The organism is Tolypothrix campylonemoides VB511288_2 (assembly GCF_045999855.1).
GTDB lineage: Bacteria > Cyanobacteriota > Cyanobacteriia > Cyanobacteriales > Nostocaceae > Scytonema > Scytonema bouteillei_A.
Genome location: NZ_JBFPMW010000017.1, coordinates 21,801 through 45,601 on the forward strand (window position 1 = coordinate 21,801; position 23,801 = coordinate 45,601).

Below are 23,801 nucleotides of genomic sequence, written 5' to 3' on the forward strand. Positions count from 1 at the left end.
AATTGGCAACAGCGAGGAAACTCAAAGTTAGACCAGTTATGGTTGGCGATCGCGATTTTAAAATAGGGTAACTTTTATAAATCAAGAGGAAGCAATAAAATTACATTTGAATACAACACTGCTCGGATTTTGGTTTGTTAGAAAAATTTTCATATATATAGATAGAGTCCCATGTCGAGTCTTTATAAAGATTTTTGCCAAGCAAATTTTTTGCTTGAAGCAGTAATAATTTAATCAATAAGGCGGCAGTAATCGACGAAATCCATGTCCGAGGACAATCAACAAGAAAAGCACATTTCTCACCAATAGTCCTGGTATTGATAAGGGCAAAGGAAGTTGATTTTTACCGCTACTTGATACCTCAAATAATCTTTCACCCAAAGATTTCATCCATTCCACAGTTCTAGGGTATTCGTACAAGCTATTCAGCCAATCTTTAGGTAAACCCGATGTGCCTACACCAGCACCTATAATTCCACCTACAATAGCGGCGGTAGTGTCGGTATCTCCTCCAAGGCGAACAATTTCTTCAATTGCATCCCTATAGCTGCGCTGGTGTCTCAACCAAACTTGGACAACGACAGGTACGGTGTGATATACGTAGCCACTAATACCAGAACTAATTTTACACTGAGCCGCAAACAATGCTGCTGTGTGATTTGCTTGAGCACTGTCATTTTCTGAGATAACCCTTCCAAAGGCAGCCCAATAGCATCTCCAATAGCTGTTCCAAGTAAGCAACCAATAACAGCATCCTTTTGTGTTGGAAAAGATGTTTTCATAAAGAACATTATTTAAACACCTATTTCCAGTTTTCCCCGTTGCTCGGCAGAATCTAACACTGCTTTCAAAGGAAACTAGCTCTCAGCAGCGATCTCTTTACTGCGTCAACAACGACTACCATTATGTCCAGTTAAACAATTATGGTTTATTTCACGCAAAAGCGTAAAGACACAAACAAGTCTACCGAGGTTTTATTATACTTAATTTGCCGGACAAGATATCGCAGTGACTAACGGCGATCGCATCTTATACCAATTTAATATGAAGCTGCATACAATTAGCCTGCGAAGGCAGGCTTTGTTTGTATAGCCCCACTCTTCTAGAGTGAGGGCAATAATGTCCCAGTCAGATGGGGACATAACAAAAATAGATTAATTAAAAAATGCCATTAAATATTATCAAAGCGTGTCACAGTTATTAAATGAATTTAAGCCCCAGAATATTTTCCTTTTTTGCTGGTTCGGGTTTTCTAGATTTGGGTTTTGAAACGAGTGGTTTCCATATTGTTTATGTGAATGAAGTTTTCTCTCCTTTCATGGAGGCATACCGCTATTCACGTTCTAGTCTCAACCTTCCATTGCCAGAATACGGTTATCATCAAAGGGAAGAAGGCGACGTAGCAAAACTGACTGAAGAAGCACAAATTTTGCGCTTGCGTGAATTGGTAGCTGATTGCCGTAAATCTAATAATATTGTGGGATTTATTGGTGGTCCTCCCTGCCCTGATTTTTCTATTGGTGGAAAAAATAGAGGGCAATTTGGAGAGAATGGCAAACTGTCGGCTGCTTATGTTGAATTAATTTGTGAAGCTTTACCAGATTTTTTTCTGTTCGAGAATGTAAAGGGTTTGTGGAAGACAAAGAAACACCGTTTGTTCTTTGAAGGGCTAAAGCAAAAATTAACTCAAGCTGGTTATGTACTTACAGAAAGGTTAATCAATTCCATAGAATATGGTGTTCCACAAGATAGAGAAAGAATTATTCTTCTTGGATTTCAACTTGAGTTGGTTGGGGATTTGGGGATAAAACTCAATGGGGAAAAATTTCTACCTGTAGGGGTTTTTCCTTGGGAAAAATATATTGTATATACCAAAGAGAAAGTTTTTTCCCATAACTGGAGCCGTTGCGAACCCTTTCGGGAAGGCTCTATTTTGCCCTGTCCTGATGGTATTCCTCAAGAACTTACTGTTGAGTACTGGTTTAGAAAAAATGATGTACTGAAGCATCCCAATACTCAGCACTATTTTCAACCAAGGGCAGGTATCAGAAAATTCGCTACTATTGATGAAGGAGACGATTCCAAAAAATCTTACAAACGCCTTCACAGATGGCGTTATTCTCCCACAGCTTGCTACGGTAACAATGAAGTACATTTACATCCCTACAAAATGCGGCGAATTTCCGTTGCTGAAGCTTTAGCAATTCAATCTTTGCCTGCAAGTTTTTCACTTCCCAACAGTATGTCACTGACAAATATGTTTAAAACAATTGGTAATGGCGTTCCTTATTTAGCTTCAAAGGCTTTAGCTCAAACTATTTTGGGTTTTTTAGACGATATCTGACAAAAGGTGAAGAAAATTTGCTCCTGTACAAGCGAGGTTTTTCTGGGTATATCCTTAGACATATACTATACGTAAAGCACGCGCTACACAATGCGACAAGACTACACTGCAAGAGCCAGTGAGCAAAGGCGAGTCTTGCCCATCTGAGAATTCTCTTTGCCTTTGACTTTTCCACACTCCCAAAGACTACTATATAATTCTAAATATAGATTGATACAATTTATCTAAGGATAATTGGTTAGTCTAAAAAATTGCTTTCTTTGAGAGAGTAGGTGTCTAAGCTAAAGTTAGCCCTATCACAATCAGTCATTGATTACACCTAATAAAGGAAAAAGCTTTAGCGGAAATTCATAAGAATTATGATTTAATTTATCTAAAGAGTTTTAAATTTCTTTATAAAGGTTAATAATCAACTACAAAAAAACGATGGCAGCAGATTATACAGACATTGATATTGCGCCATTCATTGACCATGCTTTGTTGATGCCAACAGCTACTCCAGAGCAGGTAGAGCAATGGTGTGAAGAAGCAGACAAATTTCATTTTGCGGCAGTTTGCGTATACCCCGTACACGTAAGGCAAGCAGCAGAACTTTTGCAGGGCAAACAGCCTAAAGTCTGTACAGTTATTGGCTTTCCTACAGGCGCGGTGACTTCAGCAACTAAATTGTACGAAGCTCAAGAAGCTGTGGAAAATGGTGCAACAGAGTTAGATGTCACGATCAACTTGGGATGGTTGAAAGCTGGCAAAAGCGATGACGTGCATCGGGAAATTGCTGAAATTTGTGAAGAAACCGGGCAAACAGTAAAAGTGATTTTGGAAACAAACCTGCTGACTGACGAAGAGAAAAGACTGGCGGCGGAACTTGCTATGGATGCTGGAGCAGCATTTCTTAAAACCAGTACGGGTTGGAATGGTGGTGCAACAGTGGCAGATGTCAAACTTTTGAAGGAAGTCGCAGGAGAAAGGGTAGGAATTAAAGCCTCTGGGGGAATTCGCACTATTGACCAAGCTTTAGACTTGATATTAGAGGGAGCCACTCGTTTGGGAACCTCGCGAAGTGTTGAATTGCTCCGACAGCGCGATAGGCTGGATCGTAGCAAGTAATCATTAGTCATGAGTCATTAGTCATGAGTCATTAGTATGAGACAAAGGACAAATGACAGAGGACAAAAGACAAATGAGTAAAACTTATAAAACAACTGGAATTAATTTGAAAACCCAAGCGATAGGAGAATCAGATAGACTAGTGACAATTTTGACACGAGAGTTTGGTCTGATTCGCGCTGTTGCTCCTGGATCGCGCAAGCACAAGTCTAGTTTGGGCGGTAGAAGTGGAATGTTTGTGGTAAATGAGTTATTGATTGCTAAGGGGCGATCGCTAGACAAAATTACCCAAGCTCAAACTATAAAAACTTTCCCAGGACTTGCAACAAATTTGGGAAAACTTGCAGCCAGTCAGTATTTAGCAGAGGTAGTACTGTGTCAGGCGTTAAGCGAGCAACCTCAAGAAGAGTTGTATGAATTATTGAAGGAACACCTCAGCCGTATAGAAGAATTACCAAGCCACGAGCCATCAGCTGTCATAGCACATTTGGCACATGGATTATTTCACCTTTTAGCCATAGCAGGACTCACCCCACAGGTACAAGCTTGCTGTCTGACAGGAAACACTTTGACTCCAGATTTTACCAACCCCGATTGGCAAGTAGGATTTAGCATTCCTACTGGTGGAACAGTTTGCCTGACAACATGGAAACGCTTGAAGGAAGAGGGGATAAGGAGGCTGGGGGACAAGGGGGACAAGGGGGATAAGGGAGCATCTTCTCCCCTGTCTACCCCATCCCCACCTTCTGTTAAAGAAAAGACTACTAGTTACAAAACTGTTGTCCATCAACAAGAATTACCTGTTATTTCCAGTCGGTTGGATGCTATAGAGCTTTCCATACTCCAACAGTTATCACAACCAGAGATAATGCAAGATATAGCCAAAAACTACGGCTGGTTTTCTGTCGAGCAAATTTTGCGCCAATATGCTCAATACCACCTTGGTCGCTCGATTCGCTCTGCTGCTTTAATTGATTCTTATTTTGCTACCCACCATGATGCAACCGTCTGATTTAGACACAAAAATCCAGCCAACACCACCAAGCCATGTTAAGAAACAAAGTAGGGCTTCGGTACAGCAAGTCACAAATCACCCTAGTGTGACTAAACCTGTCTCCAATCAGGTTTATCTCCAGGAAAAGTCAGCAAACGACCTTTCTGGCAAATACAAAAATGAGAAACCGGAAGTACCCAAACCCAATTTCACAAATGACTGTGAAAAAAAATGGGAATCCCAACCTACTTATAGTCATAACAATGGCAACGGCAACGGTTCCGGACATATCCCAGCAGGAACTGATAATGTCACAGCTGCATCTGATTCCAATAGCAAGATAGCATCAGATGAAAAAAAAGAAGATGGGGGCTTTTTTCCAGTATTAAGAAATCCCAACTTTCTTGCTCTTTGGGGTGGACAAGTTTTTTGTCAACTAGCAGATAAGGTTTATTTGGTACTGATGATTGCCATCATTAGTACTCATTTCCAAGCAAGCGACCAGACCATCAGTGGTTGGGTATCGGCGCTGATGATGTTTTTTACCATTCCTGCAGTACTATTTGGTTCTCTTGCAGGTGTGTTTGTAGATCGCTGGTCAAAAAAAGTAGTTTTGGTATCAACAAATGTTTGGCGGGGTATCTTAGTTTTGAGCATTCCGCTACTTTTATGGCTCACTGAAGATTGGCAACCGTTTCTAGGAGTTTTGCCAGTAGGATTTGTCATCATTTTGGCGGTTACTTTTTTAGTGTCCACGCTTACACAATTTTTTGCACCTGCAGAGCAAGCTGCAATTCCTTTAGTGGTACAAGAGCAACATTTACTTTCTGCTAACTCACTTTACACCACAACGATGATGGCGTCGGTGATAGTTGGGTTTGCGGTAGGGGAACCTCTGTTGGGTGTGGCAGATCGAATTTGGGCGCAACTTGGTGGGAGTTACGGGCTCGGGAAAGAAATAGTGGTTGGTGGTAGCTATGCGATCGCAGGAATTATTTTGTTACTCCTAACCACTCACGAAAAACCGCACAAACCTGATGAAGAAGCACCTCATGTTTTAGCTGACTTGCGGGATGGGTTTCGGTATTTGGGAGAAAATCCTCGTCTTCGCAATGCTTTGCTGCAACTTATAATATTATTCTCCGTCTTTGCTGCTTTAACCGTTCTTGCTGTTCGGATGGCAGAAGTTATTCCGCATTTAAAAGCATCTCAATTTGGCTTCTTGCTGGCTGCAGGTGGAGTTGGCATTGCTTTAGGAGCAACAATTTTAGGGCTGTTCTGTCAGCGCTTTTCATACACTCAACTCAGTTTATTTGGTTGTTTGGGTGTGGGCGCATCTCTTATTGGTTTATCGATATTTACCAAACAACTCTGGGTTGTTCTGGCGTTAGTAACGCTAGTTGGTGTTTTTGGGGCATTGATAGGTATTCCCATGCAAACGGCTATCCAAACAGAAACTCCTGCAGAAATGCGTGGCAAAGTTTTTGGTTTGCAAAACAACGTTATTAACATCGCTCTGACTCTACCTCTAGCACTGGCTGGTTTGGCGGAAACTTTTATTGGATTGCAAGCAGTCTTTTTGGCATTAGCTGCGATCGTCTTTTCAGGTGGTGTATTAACCTGGTTCAACTCTTCCAAGTCATCGTCTCCTGAACTGGGCGCAACAGAATGAATAAAAAGTGCTAGGTAAAGCAGACAATTAGCAGTTGATTTCCGGTGTCCTGAGGTAGCTAACCCCTCTTGCTTGGAGTTCTTTATTTTTGAATGATTATTTGAGTCAAGATTCAGCTTTTATTGCTTGCTTGTTGACTGAAAGCTTCGCTTTTCATGGTAAACTTACCACATTGAAGAGTTCTCTCATACTTGTTGGGTATCGACAAAGGCTTCAACCAGTAACCGATGACCAGCGATCGTCGATCTTTTCTCATGCTTATTGGGAATTGACAAAGACTGTCACTGAATGCGATCGTTAGTATCTGGGAAATGTTTTGTTGAATTAATATTCTTGAGAGAGTAAGTGAAGTCAAAGATTTACTGTCCGGAAAGATTTCAGCTTTTCTGTAAAGGCAGTGATTTTTGAAGTCTTTATGATGACTCAATAACCAACAAGTAAAATTTCAAACAGAACCGATCAAAAAAAGACAAAAAGTTAATATAATTAATTTCGCTTTCCTGATAGCTAACAAAGAATGCGTATAGCCTGGATTGGAAAAAAATCTCCCTTTTGCGGTAATGTCACCTATAGCAGAGAAATTACAAACGCATTGCTAGACGGAGGACATCAAGTTAGCTTTCTTCATTTTGCTCAAGAAGAATCTGATTCGGACAATTGGCCTAATTGCCAAGAAGTAACTTTACCCTTCATTTACAAGTCCCAGGTTTACACAATTCCGACTTTGAACGCGACTAAGGTGTTGACTCAGTCATTGCGACGTATCAAACCAGATATAGTTCATGCTTCGCTGACTCTGTCTCCCCTTGACTTTGTTTTACCGGAAATTTGTGAAAAGCTGAACTTGCCTCTAATTGCGACTTTTCATACCCCCTTTGCAGGTAAAGGAGCAAAACTTGTATCGGGAACACAGCTTTTAGCTTATCAACTCTACGCACCTTTTCTGGGCAACTACGATCGCACGATAGTTTTTTCCCAGATTCAGCGAGATTTGTTAGCACGCTTGGGAGTTCCGGAAGATAATATCGCCGTGATTCCCAATGGCGTAGATGTGGTCAAGTATTCTCCCGGTCCTTCTCAGGTTAAAGCTGAGTTTCGAGCCAACCGTTTGTTTGTCTATCAAGGTCGTATAGCTCCAGAGAAGAATGTTGAAGCTTTGCTTCGAGCATGGAAGCAGGCGGATATGGGTCCCCAAAGCAAATTACTTGTTGTTGGTGATGGTCCGTTAAAGCCATCACTAGAAACGTTTTACGGAGAAGAATACAACATCGTTTGGTTGGGATTTGTAGCCGACGAACAACGGCGCATCGAAATTTTGCGGGGTGGTGATGTGTTTATTTTGCCTTCACTTGTAGAAGGTTTATCTCTATCACTCCTAGAGGCAATGTCTTGTGGAATTGCTTGTATAGCAACAGATGTAGGTGCAGATGGGGAAGTACTGGATAAAGGAGCGGGAGTTGTTCTCAATCCAAAAACAGTCCGTTCTCAATTAAGAACACTTCTGCCACTGTTCCAAGACCATCCGGAAGTAACAACTTTGTTAGGGCAAAAAGCGAGACAAAGAGTGTTAGATAGTTATACTCTCAATAAAAACATTGCTAGATTGGTAGAACTGTACGCTGAAGTTCTCAAGCAGCGCAGCTTTCAATACAGTCGCGGTGCTTAGCAGTCACTTGTAATACCAAGATGTAGCGGAACGGTTATTATAGTAATTTATCAAAGTCGTTCTGCTACGTCTATTAAGAGATTAAAAAAGCTAAATTGTTGTATGGGAACGCCTATTCCAGCAATACAGCAGGAAGATCAACACTGCGTAGGTTTAGGAAAAATTGTGTTAGTATTTTTCCTGAAATATACTGAAATATACAAGCAAGTCACTAGTGGGACTTAAACAAAAATTAAGCCCAAATATAGCCCAGACTAGCATGATAAGCGGCACCGGAGCGACCATTCAATGAGCGGACATTCCATCTATCTCAATAAAGAGAAACTCAAATGGTTTCGCGAGCAACTGCTAACTTGGGCAAAGCTGAACCGCAGGCAATTTGCTTGGCGCAATACTCAAGACCCTTATGCTATCTTGGTTGCTGAAGTTTTTCTGCAAAAGACCAATGCACCTTCGGTCGCTTCTTTGTACGAGATATTTATGCAACGCTATCCCACAGTTGGGTTGCTCGCAAACGCTTCTGTTGCTGAGATATCAGGACTTTTACAGCCATTAGGTCTTGCTTTTAGAGCAGAACGACTGCATAAATCAGCACAGATAATTGTCAAAGACTATGGGGGCAAAATTCCCGAACAAGAAGCACAGCTGTTAAAACTTCCTGGGGTAGGCAAATACATAGCTAGATCGGTATGTGCTAATGCTTTTGGACAGCCTAAAGCAGTCATTGATACTAATGTTGCTCGGATTTTGGAGCGATTTTTTGGATTGCAAGGCGGTCGGGTAAAATCTCGCTGTCCCCTCCTTTGGCAAGCGGCTGAACAAGCAGCTCCCGCAAACGAAGTTGGAGCTTGGAATTTAGCACTTTTTGACTTTGGGGCTGGTGTTTGTACGGCGAGAAATCCCCTGTGTGCAGAGTGTCCTTTGCGACATCAATGTAATGATTGCATCCAAAAATCTTCTCTACAATCTGCCCAATAGCATTTACGATGGTTCGAGTAGACTACCAAAGCATTATCGGTAACCCGGCAATCACGCATGCAATACTTGTCCAAACAGAAAAGCCCTGAATGTCAGCTTCATCGAGAGCAGCACTCATTTGAATCATTGAGCCACATAACGCTAGCAGTAGCATCAGAAAAAAAGTGGCATATCCCAAATAAATCATTATTCATCCTCACTACATTTTGTTATCCGTTCTAGCGGAGGGAGAAAAGTAATTTCTCTGTCAGGAGTTAAGCATTGCCTTGGAAAGCTTACATCTCAAGAAAGAAATTACATTGAACATGACTTTCTGCACTAGAATATTCAGCATTTTTGGTTGCTTTCAGGGAATTTTTTCTAGAAGAAACGAGAATGCTAACCATGTTATCCTGTCTTTCATCTCAGTTTTGCAAGACTCATGCAAGAACACCCGGAAGCACAAGCTAAAACTTTGTTTGATGAAGGGCTTCGGCTTTTTGAGGCAAGGAAGTATAGTATGGCGATCGCTTCCTTGGAAGAAGCTTTAAAGCTCGATCCCACCTATAGTGATGCCTGGTGATGTCATGGATTGGCTCTAGGACATTTGAAGCGTTACGCAGAGTCTCTTGAGAGTTTGAATCGTGCTCTTGCTCTGAGCCCTAAAGATCGCCGTGTTTTAAGCAATCGTAGCTTAATCTTGGTTGAATGGGGCAAGCATAAAGAAGCATTGGAAAGCTACGATCTCTTACTGTCATTATATCCCTATGATTATGAAGCTTGGGACTCGAAGGGAAACTCTCTTGCCATTTTGGGAAAATATCGCGAAGCCCATGAGAGCATTGACCGCGCCTTGCAAATCAAACCCGACCTTGCAAATGCTATTTACAACAAAGGTTACTGTTATGCGTCAGGGCAAAGCAACTCTAGCTGTGGATTGCATTGCCCGAGCTATTAAGCTTAATCGAGCAAAGTATCTAGCTGCTGCAAGAACCGATGCAGATCTAGATACTTTGTGAAAAAATAAACGATTTCAGGCACTTTTGCAGTAATAACAACCGATTCAGATCTCGGACTTCTTATTGAAAAAGTCCGAGATCTAGCAGCCCCTCACGATCGAGGTGACCGACTCGGGTTTGCGACATTTACTGACCATCCCAAAGTCGTTGGTTGTTCGTAAACCCGCTTCAACGTGTTCGCATCTCGCGGAGAAATTGGTGGTGGATTGCGGACTTGGGAAAAGTACAAAGCATCGGTTTGTTGCGGACTGTGTCCCCAAATGCCCAAAGCGTGACCGAGTTCGTGACGAGCAGCTGCCAAAACATACTGACCTGTTTGGCTGGGACTCAGCAAAATTGCAAAGCGATGAGACAGAAGATTATTTTTGCTGATGTATACTCTATAAGTAGTTTGGGCAGAACGCGCACGGGGAATTTTGCTATCTGAAGAAGTTTGAAGTGGAGGAGCCTTGCGCACGATAGTAATATCAGCTTCCTCTGGTTTTTCAATAACTGTTAGGGGTAAATACGCATTCCATTCCTGTACTGCTTGTACAACAGACTTAACCCATGCCTCTGCTTGTGGGTTATTGACCGCCCTCGGTGGTTCCACGTAAACCCGAACGGGAAATTTCGACCAAACTAAGTAACCTTCTTCAACTGGTGTCACTTGTGCAAAATAATCTCCACTGTTTGCGGGATCTTGCCATTGTGCCAGTGTTAGCGGTAGAGGATGGGGTTTGGGAAAAGATGGAGAAGATTGGGAGAGTTGAGGGGATGGGTTTTTACCATCAGCCAGGATTGGAGAGTTAGGCAAAACAATAAGCAGTGCTGTAACAATTGCCAATACTAAGGAGGCAATTAAGCGCTGCCATATCGAGATTTTTATATTTATTTTTCTAAAAATGCTAAGTTTCATAGCTATTTTCAGTGACCAGAGTCTTTGTATCATGTTCGGATTAATACTTTGCTTGCACTAAAGCACACCTGAAAACTCATTAATTTATGAGTCTTTAGCCGAACACGATCTCGATCTCCTGAATTTTTCGGTCACTTGCAGGTGTTTATTTTGGCAACCAACCTGCACTTAAAACCACGGTTAAACCCAGAAAAATGACTGTAAGCGCCCATGTAACGCGGTTTAAAGTATTTTCAGCACTCTTGGTGCTGCTAAATAATTGAGCTTGTCCGCCGATCGCTGCTATACCATCTCCTTTGGGGCTGTGTAGTAAAACTAAAACAATCATTCCAATTGCAGAAAATGCCCAAATGCCCTGTACAACGTTAGTAATGGTCATATTATTACGAACTATGAATTATGAATTGGATATACAAATTATAAATTATGAAGTATGAATTATGAATTGAGATGCATGAATTTTGACCTGTATCATCATTCATCATTCATCATTCATAATTCATCATTCTTCGACTACAGCCCTAGTTGTACGGGAGTGCGAGAAGCTTGGAGGTCATACCCTGTTTGTTGTATCAAAGATTGCCCTGTCATTTCAGATGGTTTGGGCAATTGCAAAATTTCTAGAATTGTAGGAGCAATGTCAGCTAGTTTGCCATCGCTTCTGAGAACAACGTTTGTGCCGTGCCCTGGAATTTTTGCTTTTTCTCCTTCCACCAAAATTAAAGGAACGGGGTTGGTAGTATGAGCTGTCCAGGGATTACCATCCGTGTCTACCATGTACTCGGCATTCCCGTGGTCGGCTGTAATAATTGCTGTACCACCTACTTTGCTAATACTTGCAAGCAGATGACCCAAACACTTATCAACAGTCTCAAGTGCTGTGACTGTAGCATCAATTTTTCCAGTGTGTCCCACCATGTCAGGATTGGCATAGTTAATGACCACTAGAGAATAAATGCGCTTTTCAATGGCTGAAGCAGCCACCTCTGTAACTGCTTGGGCTGACATTGCTGGGGCAGAGTCATACGTCGCCACCATCGGACTGTTCACCAGTTCTCTATCTTCTCCTTCAAATGGTTCTTCTAAACCACCGTTGAAGAAGTAGGTAACGTGAGCGTATTTTTCTGTTTCTGCAGTCCGAAACTGCTTCAGACCGTTTTGAGCAATCACTTCACCCAGAATATTGCTGAGATTTTGAGGCTCAAAGGCAACCCCAACTGCTAATTCTGGCTCATACTGTGTAAAGGTCACAAAAGACAGTGGTTCGATCTGCTGTCTTTCAAAACCGTCAAATTCTGGATTGACAAACGCTTGAGTGAGCTGTCTGGCGCGATCCGGACGGAAGTTAAAGAAAATAACTCCATCTCCGGGAGCGATCGCTCCCGGAGCTATTCTCACTGGAACGATGAATTCGTCTGTAATGCCTTCTGCATACGATGTTTGGAGAACGTCTACAGCTTTGCGACCATCACCAGGTTCTGCCTGTGTCATAACGTCATAAGCACGTTTGACACGATCCCAACGGCGATCGCGATCCATGGCGTAGTAGCGACCGCTAACCGTCACTATGCGCCCAACACCTATACGGTCGATATAGTCTTGAATTTGTGCTAGTGCTTTTACCCCTTCTGTTGGAGTAGTATCGCGACCGTCAGTGATAGCGTGTATGCAAACTTCTGAAATTAAGTGTACTTTGGCTAAGTCAATTAATCCGAATAGATGATTGAGGTGCGAATGCACTCCTCCCTCGGAACAAAGACCCATTAAATGCAACTTGCCTTGGCGACTAAACACTTCCTGGCAGATTTTGACAAGTGCTGGGTTTTTGAGGATGGAACCGTCTTCTACAGCATCTGAGATGCGTACCAGCTCTTGAGGTACTACTCTTCCTGCGCCCAGATTCAAATGGCCAACTTCTGAATTGCCCATTTGACCTTCTGGTAATCCCACCGCTTTCCCTGATGTTCTTATGAGGGTGTGAGGATAAGCTGCCCATAAGCTATCCATTACCGGGGTTTTTGCAACGGCAATAGCATTTCCATGAGTCTCCTCGGAGTAGCCCCATCCGTCTAAAATGACTAGCACCACGGGAGCAATAGGTGCTTTGGTCATAGTATAATTGCCCTTTACTTTTTGTAATACCCGAATGATACCACTGCTAATCACAACCGCAAGTGAATTTCTGCTTATCTTGCTAATAGCTAATAGCTAATTGCTAATTGTTCTCATACTATTACCCATAAGCTATTAGCCATTAGCAGTTCCCTACTTTTTCTTTCCTGATGCTTTTGCTGCTTTTTTCGCGGCTTTTTCGGCTGCGATCGCAGCCAACCTTGCCTGTTCTTTTTCTTCTGCTATTTTGTCTAAGTAGTAGTGATAATTTCCCAAGTATACACGAAACTCACCATCGCGAATTTCCACAATTTTGTTGGCAACTTGTGAGATGAAATAACGGTCGTGCGATACGACTATCACTGTCCCATCATAATTTTGGATGGCTTCTTCTAGCATTTCTTTGGCAGGTATATCCAAGTGATTTGTCGGCTCATCAAGGATTAATAAATTCACTGGCTGTAAAAGCATTTTTGCCAATGCCAGCCTTGCTTTCTCGCCTCCGCTCAATGCTGATACTTGTTTAAATACAGTATCACCACTAAATAAAAATCTTCCCAAAATTGTCCTTACTTCTTCATTTTTCCAATCGGGAACTTCATCATGAATGGTTTCCATGACTGTTTTTTTCAAATCCAAAGCTTCGGCTTGGTTTTGTTCAAAATAACCGGGAATCACATTATGCTGACCTAGATCTACCTTACCTTCTGTGGGTTTTTCCAGACCCATAATCAAGCGCAATAAAGTAGATTTGCCTGCACCGTTAGGAGCAACAAAAGCGATGCGATCGCCTCGCTCGACTAAAAGATTTGCACCTAAAAACAAAATCTTATCATCGTAAGTGTGTGTTAAATCTTTAATTTTTACTACCTCAAGCCCGCTACGGGGTGCAGGTGGAAACCGAAAGTGTAGCGTTCTGACGTCAGATTGTGGTGCTTCAACGCGCTCGATCTTTTCGAGTTGTTTTTCCCTGCTCTTTGCTTGAGTACTGCGGGTAGCACTCGCACGGAAGCGATCGACAAAAGCTTGTTGTTTTTCGAGTTCTTTTTGCTGGCGTTCGTAAGCCGATAACTGTGCTGCTTGGTTTTCAGCTTTTTGTTGGAGGTATGCTGAGTAGTTCCCAAGGTACGTGCTAGAAACCCCGCGTTCGGTTTCCACAATTTGAGTGCAAAGCCGATCCAAGAATTCTCGGTCGTGAGAAACAATCACCATTGGAGTTGTGAGCCCTTTAAGATAAGTCTCCAACCACTCAATTGTTTCTAAGTCTAAATGGTTTGTCGGTTCGTCTAAGAGTAACAGATCTGGCTGCTGCAAAAGAATTTTTCCCAAACCCATCCGCATTTGCCAACCGCCACTAAAAGCACTTACAAGACGCTCGCCATCTTCTAACTGAAAACCCATTTCTGGTAGTATCTTACCTATTCTTGTTTCCAGCACGTAGCCGTCTAGTGCTTCAAACTTCCTTTGCAAGCGGTCTAACTTATTAATCAGGCGGTCAAGTTGCTCTGGGTTGGCGCTTTCCATGTCTCGCTGTACCTGCGCCAAATCTTGCTGTACTTGGTTTGCTTCTTTAAAGACTGTCCAAAATTCTTCACGAACAGTCCGCGTGGGATCGACTTCAAATTCTTGATTGAGGTAAGCAATGTGCAAGCTAGCAGGACGAACTATCTCTCCTGCGGTGGGTTCGATTTCCCCAGAAATAATTTTCAGCTGAGTCGATTTTCCCGCACCATTGACACCAACCAAACCTATGCGATCGCCCGGTTTTACTTCCCAGTTTATATCCTTGAGAACTTCGCCTGTGGGGTAAATTTTACTTATGTGTTCTAGTCGCAGCATTGAGTCTCTCCAAGGTAGGGTATTGGTGCTTGAGGCGAAAGTGTTAGTACCGAGTTTAATCTTAACAAAATTTAACTGACAATTGGCGAGCGAAAATACTGAAAAAATTAAGAATTAGTAGGAGTTATCGTTATGACGGCAAAACAATTGACTCAAGTTATGGAGTCGTTCTGCAATCGCTTAACTACTTTAGAACTGCAAGTCAACAAGCTGCCTCAAACTGCAGACCAATGCGTGCAAATTTCTCAAGCTTTTACTGAACTACATATTAATTATAAAAAATTAATAAATAATTTTACTAGCAGGTACAAGCAAATCGAAGCCGAACGCGCTCGCATAGAGGCAGATCTGTTGAAAAAACAGCGATTGCTCGAGCAGATAGCGGAGTCAACACCAGCTATTCTATACGTTTACGACCTATATGAACGACGGAATATCTACTCAAATCGTCAGCTAACTGAGATTCTAGGTTATTCTCCCACCGTTATTCAAAGCAAGGGGACTGAATTTGTGCAAACCTTGATTCATCCTGATGATAAGGTGATAGTGGCAGAAATCTTCCATCGGCTTGCAACAGCGAAAGATAAAGAAATTATAGAAGCTGAATATCGTATGTGCCATAGGAATGGAGAGTGGCGCTGGCTGAATATCCGAAACGTAGTCTTAAATAGAGATACTAATGGTTCTCCCTCGCAGGTAGTGGGTACGGCAACAGATATCACAAGACTCAAGCAAACTGAACAGGAATTGCGACAGAGTCAAGCAAAGTACCGCCATTTGAGTGAAGTGTTGGAGCAACGAGTAGCAGAACGAACAGCGAAGTTGAGCCAGATCAACGAGCAATTAAGTAGGGAAATTAGCGATCGCAAGCAAGCAGAAACAAGACTTGTACAAACTCGTAATTTCCTGCAATCCGTTTTAGAACACCTACCCATTGCAGTGTTTGCTAAGGAAACCAAAAATTTTTGTTTTGTGCTTTGGAACTCGGCATGTCAGTCGTTAATGGGCTATACAGCAGAAGAAGTTTTGGCTAAAACCGATTATGACCTCTTTCCAAAGCGACAGGCAGATTTTTGCATAGCTCAAGACCGAGAAGTGGTCGCAAACTGCCAAGTTATGGAAGTTCCAGAAGAATTAATTTGGACAAAGCAAAGAGAACTTAAAATTATTCGCAATAAAAAAGTGGCTATTTGTAATGGAGAGGGAAATCCAGAGTTTGTCTTGGGATTCATTGAGGATATTACAGAACCCAAACGAGCAGAAGAGAAACTGCGAGCTTCACTGCAAGAAAAAGAAGTTTTGCTAGCAGAGGTTCACCATCGCGTCAAAAACAATCTCTATGTCATTTCTAGTTTGCTTGAGCTTCAAATGGATAAGGTTAGCGATCTACAAGCCAAAGCCGCTTTAGAGGACAGCTGCAACCGGATAAGTTCAATGGCGTTAGTACATGAAAACTTGTATCGGACAAACAATTTTTCTGGGATCGATTTTGCTGAATACGTGCAGCAGCTTGCACGTGATTTACTAGATACATACATATTTTTTGGGAATCGAGCAACCCTCAAATTTGATACTGAATCAGTCTTTCTCGGTCTTGACCAAGCCATTCCTTGTGGATTGTTGCTAAATGAACTCGTGACGAATGCATTCAAACACAGTTTTAGTGACGGTCGCTGTGGAAACATATACATCCACGTGAAAAATTTGCCTGATGATTGGATTGAACTAGCTGTTGGTAATGATGGTAATAGTCTTCCCATTGATTTTGATATTCAGCAAAACGCTTCTATGGGACTCAAGTTAGTTATGCTGTTGGTCGAACAATTGATGGGTAAGGTTGGAATAGAAAGGGGAGATGTGACGTGGTTTAAAATTCAAATTTTCCCATCTAAGTGTTGAGTACAGATAAATCCAGGCAAAAGCGAATTTTTTTCGACAGATAAAAAGAATAAAATAGAATCTCACCTTTTTCAAGCTGTCCGAAGCTAAATATGGCTGGCATTTTGATAGTTGAAGATGAGCGAGTCGTTGCTTGGAATCTTCAAACTTCCTTAGAAAAGTTAGGGTATGTCGTTGCAGGTAACATTGCATCTGGTGAAAAGGCAGTCGATCTTGCCGAAAAGCTCAAACCAGATTTGATACTCATGGATATCCGACTACAGGGAAGTATGGATGGTATAGAAGCAGCTGCTAGAATTCGCGATCGCTTACACATTCCGATTATTTACTTAACAGCATATGCTGATGAGCCAACTCTCAAGCGAGCAATGGCTACCGATCCCTACGGTTATCTGATCAAACCCTTTAAACGGACCGAACTGCACACAACTATCACTACAGCTTTGCGGCGTTCTCAGTTGGAAAGACAGCTACAAATAAGTGAAGCTAGATTTCAAGACCTAGCAGCTAATCTACCTAGTGTCATTTATAGGGTGTTACATCAGCTTGATGGATCGAATCGATGGCTTTACATCAGTCCCAGTTTCCAAAACCTGTTTGAAACAGATCTCGTATCTTTCCAACAGGGGGGTGAGTTTATAGAAAGTTCCATTTACCCCGATGATGTTAGTTCTTTAGAAGAATCGTTATACAATGCTTTAGAAACGACGCTAACCCTGAAATGGGAAGGACGTATTGTTGTTTCTTCCCAGCAAATGAAATGGATTCAGGTTGCTAGCCGAGTGACCAGACAAGAGAATGGAGAAATTATTTGTGATGGGTTAATAGAAGATATAAGCGATCGCAAACGAACAGAACTTGCCTTGCAAAACCAAATGCAGCGCCAGAGATTATTAGCGGAGATTACCAAACAAATTCATAAATCATTGGATTTTAATGAAATTTTGACCACGACAGTCACTCAAGTCCGTCAAATTCTGCAAGTCGATCGAGTCTTAATTTTTCAACTTAAATCAGATGGATCGGGAATTGTGATTCAAGAATCTGTCGATCCTGCATTTATATCAACCTTGGGACTTCAATTCTTAGATCGATGTTTTCCCTCTCATTGTTATGACCTTTACTGTCGGGGACAGTCACAAGTCATTTTTGATACAAATCAAGAGGATTTAAGTGGTTGTTTGAAGAACTTTATGCAGCAGATAGGAGTAAAATCTAAGGTTGTTACTCCCATCATTCAACACTCAGAAGATTTAGCTAGTGTCAGTCATGGTGAGGAAAACATTTTAGAAAGTAGCGATGCAATAATCCCTAAATCGCAAACAGTAAAATTATGGGGTCTGCTCATCGTTCATACTTGTGGCAATCACCGACAATGGCAAACAGAGGACGTAGACTTACTGCATCAAATTGCCAGTAATTTAGCGATCGCTTTACAGCAGTCAGAACTTTACCAAAAACTGCAACAAGCAAAACAGCAACTAGAACGTTTGGCTAAGATTGATGCGTTAACCCATGTTGCTAATCGCCGCCGCTTCGATGAGTACTTAGAACAACAGTGGCGGCGATTGACACGAGAGCAAAAACCCATATCGTTGATTTTATGTGATATTGACCAGTTCAAACGGTACAATGACACCTACGGTCATCCCGCAGGAGACACCTGTTTGGTAAAAATTGCACGTGAAATTACCAGCGCTTTACAATACCCAGCAGATTTAGTAGCACGTTACGGTGGGGAAGAATTTGCCGTTATTCTACCGAATACTGCACAGACAGGGGCTGAGCAAGTTGCTGTACGTATTCAAGAACAAATAGCCCAACTTCAAATTTCTCACCTCTCCTCAGACGTTAAGAATTATGTCACGGCAAGCTTGGGTATAGCCAGCATGATTCCTAATGAAAACAGTTGCCCTTCAGCGTTGATTGCAAGAGCAGATACAGCTTTATACCAAGCAAAGCAGCAAGGACGCGATCGCTATTGTATAGTGACCGACGATCGGCGATCGGCGACAAATGAAAAATAAAAGAATATACTGAACTTTTTATACAAGCGTGAGTGCTGCTTTATATGCTTAACTCATCCTTCATTCACTCCGAACGCAATATTGTTTCTGGAAAGCGAAATATCAAAGACGTCCCCTTTGTGGAAGTGTTTAACGGGCGTTTGCAAGGAGTTGTGTCTAGTGGTTCTGATATCGAACGAGTCTATGTTTCTTTTTTTGAAGCCAACACTTTAGATTACTACTGCAGCACCAATAACAATCGTCCATGTGGTGGGTTACGTGGATACCCGTGCAAGCATTTGCAAGCTTTACTCCAAGAGGCTGTAATTTCATATGGAATCGAGCAAGTTGCCAATAGTCTCAAAGTTCCTGGTGACATTAGCCAAATTAAAGCAATAGGTGACATTCTTAGCCGCACGGGAACAGTGAAAAAAGAACAGAAGAGTGAAGTTTTCAGTCGGTTTCTCAACTACCTTCGTTACTTAGAACTTAGTAGCGATAACCGTCCCTTACCCGAAATGAGTTGGTTTGTATAAAGGAAGAAAATTATGGCATTTTCAAATGTACTAAACCAACTGCCTAAAGGAACTCAAGAAACGTTTGAATTGATTGCTGATTTCGATCGATGCTTCCTCGTGGGTTTTGCAAATCTTGACACCCAACACCTAGACACTCTCAACAGTCTTCAGCAAATATTTACAGGTACACCACTTCAACAACCTATCTCTAAAACATATACTGCCCTTCAAAGTCATGAGTTTTTAGATCGACATTTCATGATTTTGGCAACCGCACGCGCTTCCTTGCAAGGAGCCCTTTTTGATACCTTACAGCAGCAAGCGAGGAGTGGGTTGGGACGGATGGTAGAGGACACGGGGGACACGGGAGACAAGGAAGATGACGGTTTGCGGGTTTGGTTGGAAAGCATTCGTCACTGGCTGATGGAAATTGCCTTGACGGGGTATGCTCGCCTTGAAGCACCAACTTTAATTCCTTTTATGGCTACTCTAGAGCAAATTCAGTCAGAACCTCGACTGGTGCGCCAAGCTGCTTTATTAACAGGATTTTTTAACGAACTGATGAGTTGGGTTCCGGTGGCTGATACGAGCACTATTCCCATTTATCGCTGGGTTGATTTGTGGACGCAAGCGATGGTTGGTGCAATACGTCCTCCTGTTACACCTCAACCTGAGATTGTGTCTGGGACATTAGAATTATTGGGCTTGGACTTACGCCATCACTCTAATGTGGTAAGTTTTACTGCTTATGGATTGCTGAAGGTTGATGCTCTAGTTCAATGGGTACGACTGACGTTATCTGCTTATAAAGTTGATGCAATTAGTGGTGACCAAATTTGGCTGCTGTTTCCTAACGCTGCTGTTCTACTCCATGCTTTTGCTGAAAATAGAGCGTTGCACCTTAAGGATATCCCTCTGCTACCAACAGGGGATTTACTTTGGCAGGGTGAAGCTCAATTGGGTAAGAATTATAACTTGATGCATAAAGCATCTGAATTTTTTGCGATCGATGCTACAAATAACTTGAATTTCCCTGCGATCCCTCCTGTCGATCGCCATCCAGTACAATTGGCTGAACCTATATTTCTGAAAGATTACGCGATCGCTCGTCAGGATAATACCTTGATGTTGAAGTGGAAAGATGGAGGGGTATTGCCAATTGCTACTGAACGCATGAGTTCTTTATCAGAAATCAATACAGAAGACATTTCTAAATCAACCGAACTTTTTGGGCTTCTTCGTTTTAATGCTGGTTGTTGGGCTGTTCAACCATTAGTTGCAACCGTACAAGGTAAAACTATTTTTTCAGGGCAAGGTGCGGCTAAAGTGTTGAACGCTCCCCCAAAAAATAGTGTTGTAACGATTTTACAGGAACGTGCGAGTCGGTTGCTGCGGAAGAAGAGTTAAATTTTAAATTCATCAATTTTGGATTGGGAAGTTGACAGAACGATAAATATTTTTTTACTTATTTCAATGAACTTATGGATGGAAACCAGATTGCTCAACGGCGTCAAGTTCTTTACTGGCGATTGCTTACAGCCATGTTTGGCTATACCGAACAGGGCGCAAATTTTGAGCGAATGAGTCGGGCGATCGTTGATGAACTGGGTTTGCCACAACTGATTCTCGATCCCAATATGAGTATAGAGAATTTGCTACAGCGCTACCCAGAGTTGGAGCAAGATTTCACGCAACCAATAATAGCTGAAATTGCAGAAGCCAATCAGCAGGACACTAATTCTTCTCCCTTATCTCCAACCAACCCCCATGACACTACAATCCTACGTCGTGCGCTTGTCTTTTCTAAACTACTACTAAACGCCTTTGGTCCCAATACTCAAAATAGTGTGATTACTGCACAACAGTATGCTCAATGGTTAAAGGATGTCAGCTATTTAGAAAAAGCCCTTGGTTGTTCACCGGGTAGCTTGCGAGGACAAAAACCGGGGATTGGTACAGGTACAGGTAGTGGAAAAGATCGGGGTGGTGCAAGCAGTAGCGCGGGAATGGGTGCAGGATTGGGTATAGGAGAAGGCTTTACGGTTGATAGAGAACAGTTAAGCGCCACTCTAAAAGCAATGGAGGGTGAACTGATTGAAAGGATGGCATTGCGGGAAGTTTTAAAAGATGACCGATTAGCCAGTCAATTAACCCCCTCAATGGCATTAGTTGAACAACTTCTACGCGATAAAGCCAATTTATCAGGGAATTCCCTCAAAAATGCCAAACGACTCATTCAAGAATTCATTAATGAATTAGCAGAAGTGTTGCGTCTACAAGTTGCACAAACAGTGACTGGCAAAATCGATCGCTCAGTTCCCCCAAAACGAGTTTTCCGCAATCTAGACTTAAAGCGAACTATCTGGAAGAACCTAACTAACTGGAGCCCACAAGAGCAACAATTATTAGTCGATCGCCTTTACTACCACCATACTGCTAGAAAAAAGACACCAACCCGCATGATTGTTGTTGTTGACCAATCAGGGTCAATGGTAGATGCAATGGTACAGTGTACAATTCTCGCCTCAATTTTCGCTGGAATTCCCAACGTAGACGTACACTTACTTGCCTTTGATACACAAGTACTCGATTTAACACCTTGGGTACACGATCCGTTTGAAGTTTTGTTACGCACTCAACTAGGAGGTGGAACATACATTTATGGAGCACTTGTAGAAGCAGCCCAAAAAATTCTTGAGCCACAAAATACAGTTCTCGTCCTTATTTCCGACTTTTACGAAGGTGGTAGCGACCAAGTGCTGTATGACTACATTAGATCGCTCAAAGAAACGGGTTTGCATTTCATTCCTGTAGGAGCAGTTACCAGTTCCGGGTACTTTAGCGTTCATCAATGGTTTAGAGACAAACTCAAAGAATTAGGTACGCCAATTTTAACTGGCAGTCCTAAGAAATTAATACAAGAATTAAAGAAGGTAATAGTCACTTAATAACCCAACAACTATGCAAGTTCAGCAACAAGACTACTACACGCCCGAAGAATATCTAGAGCTAGAAGCTGCTGCAACCTACAGAAGCGAATATTACAACGGTCAAATATTTCCCATAGCAGGCGGAACCCCAAATCATAATCGAATTACTCTAAATTTGAGTTCAGCACTCAATTTTGCCCTCAAAAAGCAACCTTACGAAGTCTTCATGACTGATATGCGCTTGTGGATTCCAAGCAATAATTTATATACATATCCTGATGTTATGGTCGTTGCAGGTCAAGTAGAGTTAGCAGAAGAACGTAAAGACATAATTACCAACCCGATTGCGATTGCAGAAATTTTATCAGAATCTACAGAAAAATATGACCGAGTTGGAAAATTCAAACTCTATCGTGCCATTTCCACACTAAAAGAATATATCCTAATTTCACAAACAGAAATTTATGCAGAACAATATACAAAAACCGAAGACAATAAATGGCTTTTTTCAAGTTATGAAGGAGAGAAAACAATCCTAAACCTAAGCTCCGTTCCATTTCAAATACAACTCATCGACCTTTACGACAAAGTAGAATTTTCAATCCAAACATAGACACTCATCTCACACTTCCTTATCTCTTTTCTTTGCGCCCTTTGCGCCTTTGCGGTTCCTTAAATAAAATCTTCAACCACCAATAAAAAAATGGCAAAAACAAAAACCACAACAATGCTGCGACAACCAGCCGAAACCAAATACAAAGAAGAACTCCAATATCTAACCTCAATCGACAAAGGAACCAAACCCTTCTCCTGGAAACTATCCCCACAGATGGTTAGAACCTTCATACTCGGAAACACCCCCTCGCAAAAACTCGATCGCACCATAGAACAAAAATGGTACGGCGATACAGCAATAGTCGAACGAGCCATCGTTACCCTAGCCTCAGACAGGGGTTTACTCCTTATAGGCGATCCCGGTACAGGAAAAAGCTGGCTCGCGGAACTACTAGCTGCAGCAATTTCCAGTAATTCCACTTACGTCGTTCAAGGAACCGCAGGAACCACAGAAGACCAAATTAAATACTCCTGGAACGTAGCAATGGTCATCGCCGCCGGACAATCCAGAGAGTCCCTCATACCTTCTCCCATCATGACCGCAATGCAAACAGGAGCCATGGGACGGTTTGAAGAGTTAACGCGGTGTACATCCGACGTACAAGACGCCCTCATTTCCATTCTTAGCGAAAAGTATATTTCCATACCCGAATTAAAAACAGATAACATTGCCTTTGCCCAACCAGGATTTAACGTCATTGCCACAGCCAACAGTCGAGACAGAGGCGTCAATGAACTCTCTTCAGCTTTAAAACGCCGCTTTAACTTTGTCCATATGCCCGTAGTCACAAACAAAAAACAGGAAAAAGAAATCATTCTGTTCCGGACTCAAGAACTCATGAGTCGTCATGGTTTTGAAGTTGACATCCCACCCACATTACTTGATGTTTTGCTGCAAACCTTTGCCGATTTACGAGAAACAAGTGCAGCCGCTAGTTCTGATGACGGGCGTCTCGAATCTGCTCTATCTACCGCCGAACAAATAGGGGTCTTAGAAGATGCCATTCTCCACAGCCGCTTTTTTGGCGTCACTTCTTTAGAAGCCGGGACACTAGCACGTTCTCTTGTTGGTACATTAGTACGCCGATTACCTGAAGATGTTTCCGTACTCAATCAGTTTTGGCATGCTGTTGTCGAAAAACGCAGTCAGGAGCAAAAGGGAGAGTGGCAACCATTTTTAGAAGGGGGAAAGCAGGCTATGGGATTGATGAAGAAATAAGGAAAC

At 42.2% G+C, this 23,801-nt stretch carries 22 protein-coding genes; 16 read left to right on the plus strand and 6 right to left on the minus strand.

The genetic code is table 11. The features are described from left to right. Positions 1 to 234: 234 nt before the first annotated feature. Entirely contained in the window at positions 235 to 741 is a 507-nt protein-coding gene (locus tag AB0756_RS35105) for an ADP-ribosylglycohydrolase family protein (protein ID WP_050045723.1), read from the minus strand. A 463-nt stretch (positions 742 to 1,204) separates the two neighbouring features. Here AB0756_RS35105 and AB0756_RS35110 point away from each other — a divergent pair, with 463 nt between their 5' ends. The 7 genes from AB0756_RS35110 to AB0756_RS35140 all read left to right on the plus strand — a co-directional run bounded on the left by AB0756_RS35110 (position 1,205) and on the right by AB0756_RS35140 (position 8,761). Then, positions 1,205 to 2,344, plus strand: a complete 1,140-nt coding sequence (locus tag AB0756_RS35110) for a DNA cytosine methyltransferase (RefSeq protein ID WP_038078818.1) — start codon at positions 1,205 to 1,207, stop codon at positions 2,342 to 2,344. A 426-nt stretch (positions 2,345 to 2,770) separates the two neighbouring features. Further along, a complete protein-coding gene (gene deoC / locus AB0756_RS35115; protein WP_038078819.1) occupies positions 2,771 to 3,451 on the plus strand; it encodes a deoxyribose-phosphate aldolase in 681 nt (226 codons plus the stop codon). Positions 3,452 to 3,524: 73 nt separating this feature from the next. Next, a complete protein-coding gene (recO, locus tag AB0756_RS35120; RefSeq protein WP_038078822.1) occupies positions 3,525 to 4,463 on the plus strand; it encodes a DNA repair protein RecO in 939 nt (312 codons plus the stop codon). Then, positions 4,450 to 6,117: an MFS transporter gene (locus AB0756_RS35125; protein ID WP_050045722.1), complete on the plus strand. Its 1,668-nt coding sequence runs from the start codon at positions 4,450 to 4,452 to the stop codon at positions 6,115 to 6,117. Before recO ends, AB0756_RS35125 begins: the two co-directional genes overlap by 14 nt. 88 nt (positions 6,118 to 6,205) lie before the next feature. After that, positions 6,206 to 6,418: a hypothetical protein gene (locus AB0756_RS35130; RefSeq protein ID WP_137986270.1), complete on the plus strand. Its 213-nt coding sequence runs from the start codon at positions 6,206 to 6,208 to the stop codon at positions 6,416 to 6,418. A 216-nt stretch (positions 6,419 to 6,634) separates the two neighbouring features. After that, positions 6,635 to 7,783, plus strand: coding sequence for a glycosyltransferase family 4 protein (locus AB0756_RS35135; RefSeq protein ID WP_038078824.1), 1,149 nt, complete (start codon positions 6,635 to 6,637; stop codon positions 7,781 to 7,783). A gap of 288 nt (positions 7,784 to 8,071) precedes the next feature. Continuing rightward, positions 8,072 to 8,761, plus strand: coding sequence for an HhH-GPD family protein (locus AB0756_RS35140; RefSeq protein ID WP_050045721.1), 690 nt, complete (start codon positions 8,072 to 8,074; stop codon positions 8,759 to 8,761). 22 nt (positions 8,762 to 8,783) lie between these two features. Here AB0756_RS35140 and AB0756_RS35145 read toward each other — a convergent pair whose 3' ends face one another. Continuing rightward, positions 8,784 to 8,948, minus strand: coding sequence for a hypothetical protein (locus AB0756_RS35145; RefSeq protein WP_167844668.1), 165 nt, complete (start codon positions 8,946 to 8,948; stop codon positions 8,784 to 8,786). 234 nt (positions 8,949 to 9,182) lie between these two features. Between AB0756_RS35145 and AB0756_RS35150 the strand changes: the two genes are divergently transcribed. Then, positions 9,183 to 9,323, plus strand: a complete 141-nt coding sequence (locus AB0756_RS35150) for a tetratricopeptide repeat protein (RefSeq protein ID WP_137986269.1) — start codon at positions 9,183 to 9,185, stop codon at positions 9,321 to 9,323. 9 nt (positions 9,324 to 9,332) lie between these two features. Continuing rightward, complete coding sequence (locus AB0756_RS35155; protein WP_050045720.1) at positions 9,333 to 9,698, plus strand: tetratricopeptide repeat protein; 366 nt, start codon at positions 9,333 to 9,335, stop codon at positions 9,696 to 9,698. 152 nt (positions 9,699 to 9,850) lie between these two features. Here the strand turns inward: AB0756_RS35155 and AB0756_RS35160 are convergent, their stop codons facing one another. The 4 genes from AB0756_RS35160 to AB0756_RS35175 form a co-directional block, all read right to left on the minus strand. Continuing rightward, positions 9,851 to 10,657 (minus strand): peptidase, encoded by an 807-nt coding sequence (locus AB0756_RS35160; RefSeq protein ID WP_050045992.1) that lies wholly within the window; start codon positions 10,655 to 10,657, stop codon positions 9,851 to 9,853. A gap of 145 nt (positions 10,658 to 10,802) precedes the next feature. Further along, positions 10,803 to 11,036, minus strand: a complete 234-nt coding sequence (secG, locus tag AB0756_RS35165; protein ID WP_038078830.1) for a preprotein translocase subunit SecG — start codon at positions 11,034 to 11,036, stop codon at positions 10,803 to 10,805. Between the two features lie 134 nt (positions 11,037 to 11,170). Next, entirely contained in the window at positions 11,171 to 12,769 is a 1,599-nt protein-coding gene (gpmI, locus tag AB0756_RS35170) for a 2,3-bisphosphoglycerate-independent phosphoglycerate mutase (protein ID WP_038078832.1), read from the minus strand. A 153-nt stretch (positions 12,770 to 12,922) separates the two neighbouring features. Continuing rightward, positions 12,923 to 14,608 (minus strand): ABC-F family ATP-binding cassette domain-containing protein, encoded by a 1,686-nt coding sequence (locus AB0756_RS35175; RefSeq protein ID WP_038078834.1) that lies wholly within the window; start codon positions 14,606 to 14,608, stop codon positions 12,923 to 12,925. A 132-nt stretch (positions 14,609 to 14,740) separates the two neighbouring features. On the opposite strand from AB0756_RS35175, the gene AB0756_RS35180 reads away from it, so the two are divergent. From AB0756_RS35180 to AB0756_RS35210, 7 genes are all read left to right on the plus strand, one after another. Beyond that, on the plus strand, positions 14,741 to 16,507 hold the full coding sequence (locus tag AB0756_RS35180) for a PAS domain-containing sensor histidine kinase (RefSeq protein WP_038078836.1): 1,767 nt from the start codon (positions 14,741 to 14,743) through the stop codon (positions 16,505 to 16,507). Positions 16,508 to 16,599: 92 nt separating this feature from the next. Continuing rightward, positions 16,600 to 18,534, plus strand: a complete 1,935-nt coding sequence (locus AB0756_RS35185; RefSeq protein ID WP_050045719.1) for a diguanylate cyclase domain-containing protein — start codon at positions 16,600 to 16,602, stop codon at positions 18,532 to 18,534. A 44-nt stretch (positions 18,535 to 18,578) separates the two neighbouring features. Then, entirely contained in the window at positions 18,579 to 19,049 is a 471-nt protein-coding gene (locus AB0756_RS35190; protein WP_050045718.1) for a hypothetical protein, read from the plus strand. Between the two features lie 12 nt (positions 19,050 to 19,061). Next, complete coding sequence (locus AB0756_RS35195; protein WP_038078839.1) at positions 19,062 to 20,438, plus strand: hypothetical protein; 1,377 nt, start codon at positions 19,062 to 19,064, stop codon at positions 20,436 to 20,438. 74 nt (positions 20,439 to 20,512) lie between these two features. Further along, on the plus strand, positions 20,513 to 21,979 hold the full coding sequence (locus AB0756_RS35200; protein ID WP_050045717.1) for a VWA domain-containing protein: 1,467 nt from the start codon (positions 20,513 to 20,515) through the stop codon (positions 21,977 to 21,979). Between the two features lie 13 nt (positions 21,980 to 21,992). Continuing rightward, positions 21,993 to 22,574 (plus strand): Uma2 family endonuclease, encoded by a 582-nt coding sequence (locus AB0756_RS35205; RefSeq protein ID WP_038078840.1) that lies wholly within the window; start codon positions 21,993 to 21,995, stop codon positions 22,572 to 22,574. Between the two features lie 90 nt (positions 22,575 to 22,664). After that, positions 22,665 to 23,795: an ATP-binding protein gene (locus tag AB0756_RS35210; RefSeq protein ID WP_038078842.1), complete on the plus strand. Its 1,131-nt coding sequence runs from the start codon at positions 22,665 to 22,667 to the stop codon at positions 23,793 to 23,795. The last annotated feature ends 6 nt before the right edge of the window (positions 23,796 to 23,801 follow it).

What these genes read in the sequence shown, in the direction of transcription:
- AB0756_RS35110 (WP_038078818.1), top strand. Translation starts at nt 1,205, where the DNA reads ATGAATTTAAGCCCCAGAATATTTTCCTTTTTTGCTGGTTCGGGTTTT.
- deoC (WP_038078819.1), top strand. Translation starts at nt 2,771, where the DNA reads ATGGCAGCAGATTATACAGACATTGATATTGCGCCATTCATTGACCAT.
- recO (WP_038078822.1), top strand. Translation starts at nt 3,525, where the DNA reads ATGAGTAAAACTTATAAAACAACTGGAATTAATTTGAAAACCCAAGCG.
- AB0756_RS35125 (WP_050045722.1), top strand. Translation starts at nt 4,450, where the DNA reads ATGCAACCGTCTGATTTAGACACAAAAATCCAGCCAACACCACCAAGC.
- AB0756_RS35135 (WP_038078824.1), top strand. Translation starts at nt 6,635, where the DNA reads ATGCGTATAGCCTGGATTGGAAAAAAATCTCCCTTTTGCGGTAATGTC.
- AB0756_RS35140 (WP_050045721.1), top strand. Translation starts at nt 8,072, where the DNA reads ATGAGCGGACATTCCATCTATCTCAATAAAGAGAAACTCAAATGGTTT.
- AB0756_RS35145 (WP_167844668.1), bottom strand. Translation starts at nt 8,948, where the DNA reads ATGATTTATTTGGGATATGCCACTTTTTTTCTGATGCTACTGCTAGCG.
- AB0756_RS35150 (WP_137986269.1), top strand. Translation starts at nt 9,183, where the DNA reads ATGCAAGAACACCCGGAAGCACAAGCTAAAACTTTGTTTGATGAAGGG.
- AB0756_RS35160 (WP_050045992.1), bottom strand. Translation starts at nt 10,657, where the DNA reads ATGAAACTTAGCATTTTTAGAAAAATAAATATAAAAATCTCGATATGG.
- secG (WP_038078830.1), bottom strand. Translation starts at nt 11,036, where the DNA reads ATGACCATTACTAACGTTGTACAGGGCATTTGGGCATTTTCTGCAATT.
- gpmI (WP_038078832.1), bottom strand. Translation starts at nt 12,769, where the DNA reads ATGACCAAAGCACCTATTGCTCCCGTGGTGCTAGTCATTTTAGACGGA.
- AB0756_RS35175 (WP_038078834.1), bottom strand. Translation starts at nt 14,608, where the DNA reads ATGCTGCGACTAGAACACATAAGTAAAATTTACCCCACAGGCGAAGTT.
- AB0756_RS35180 (WP_038078836.1), top strand. Translation starts at nt 14,741, where the DNA reads ATGACGGCAAAACAATTGACTCAAGTTATGGAGTCGTTCTGCAATCGC.
- AB0756_RS35185 (WP_050045719.1), top strand. Translation starts at nt 16,600, where the DNA reads ATGGCTGGCATTTTGATAGTTGAAGATGAGCGAGTCGTTGCTTGGAAT.
- AB0756_RS35190 (WP_050045718.1), top strand. Translation starts at nt 18,579, where the DNA reads ATGCTTAACTCATCCTTCATTCACTCCGAACGCAATATTGTTTCTGGA.
- AB0756_RS35195 (WP_038078839.1), top strand. Translation starts at nt 19,062, where the DNA reads ATGGCATTTTCAAATGTACTAAACCAACTGCCTAAAGGAACTCAAGAA.
- AB0756_RS35200 (WP_050045717.1), top strand. Translation starts at nt 20,513, where the DNA reads ATGGATGGAAACCAGATTGCTCAACGGCGTCAAGTTCTTTACTGGCGA.
- AB0756_RS35205 (WP_038078840.1), top strand. Translation starts at nt 21,993, where the DNA reads ATGCAAGTTCAGCAACAAGACTACTACACGCCCGAAGAATATCTAGAG.
- AB0756_RS35210 (WP_038078842.1), top strand. Translation starts at nt 22,665, where the DNA reads ATGGCAAAAACAAAAACCACAACAATGCTGCGACAACCAGCCGAAACC.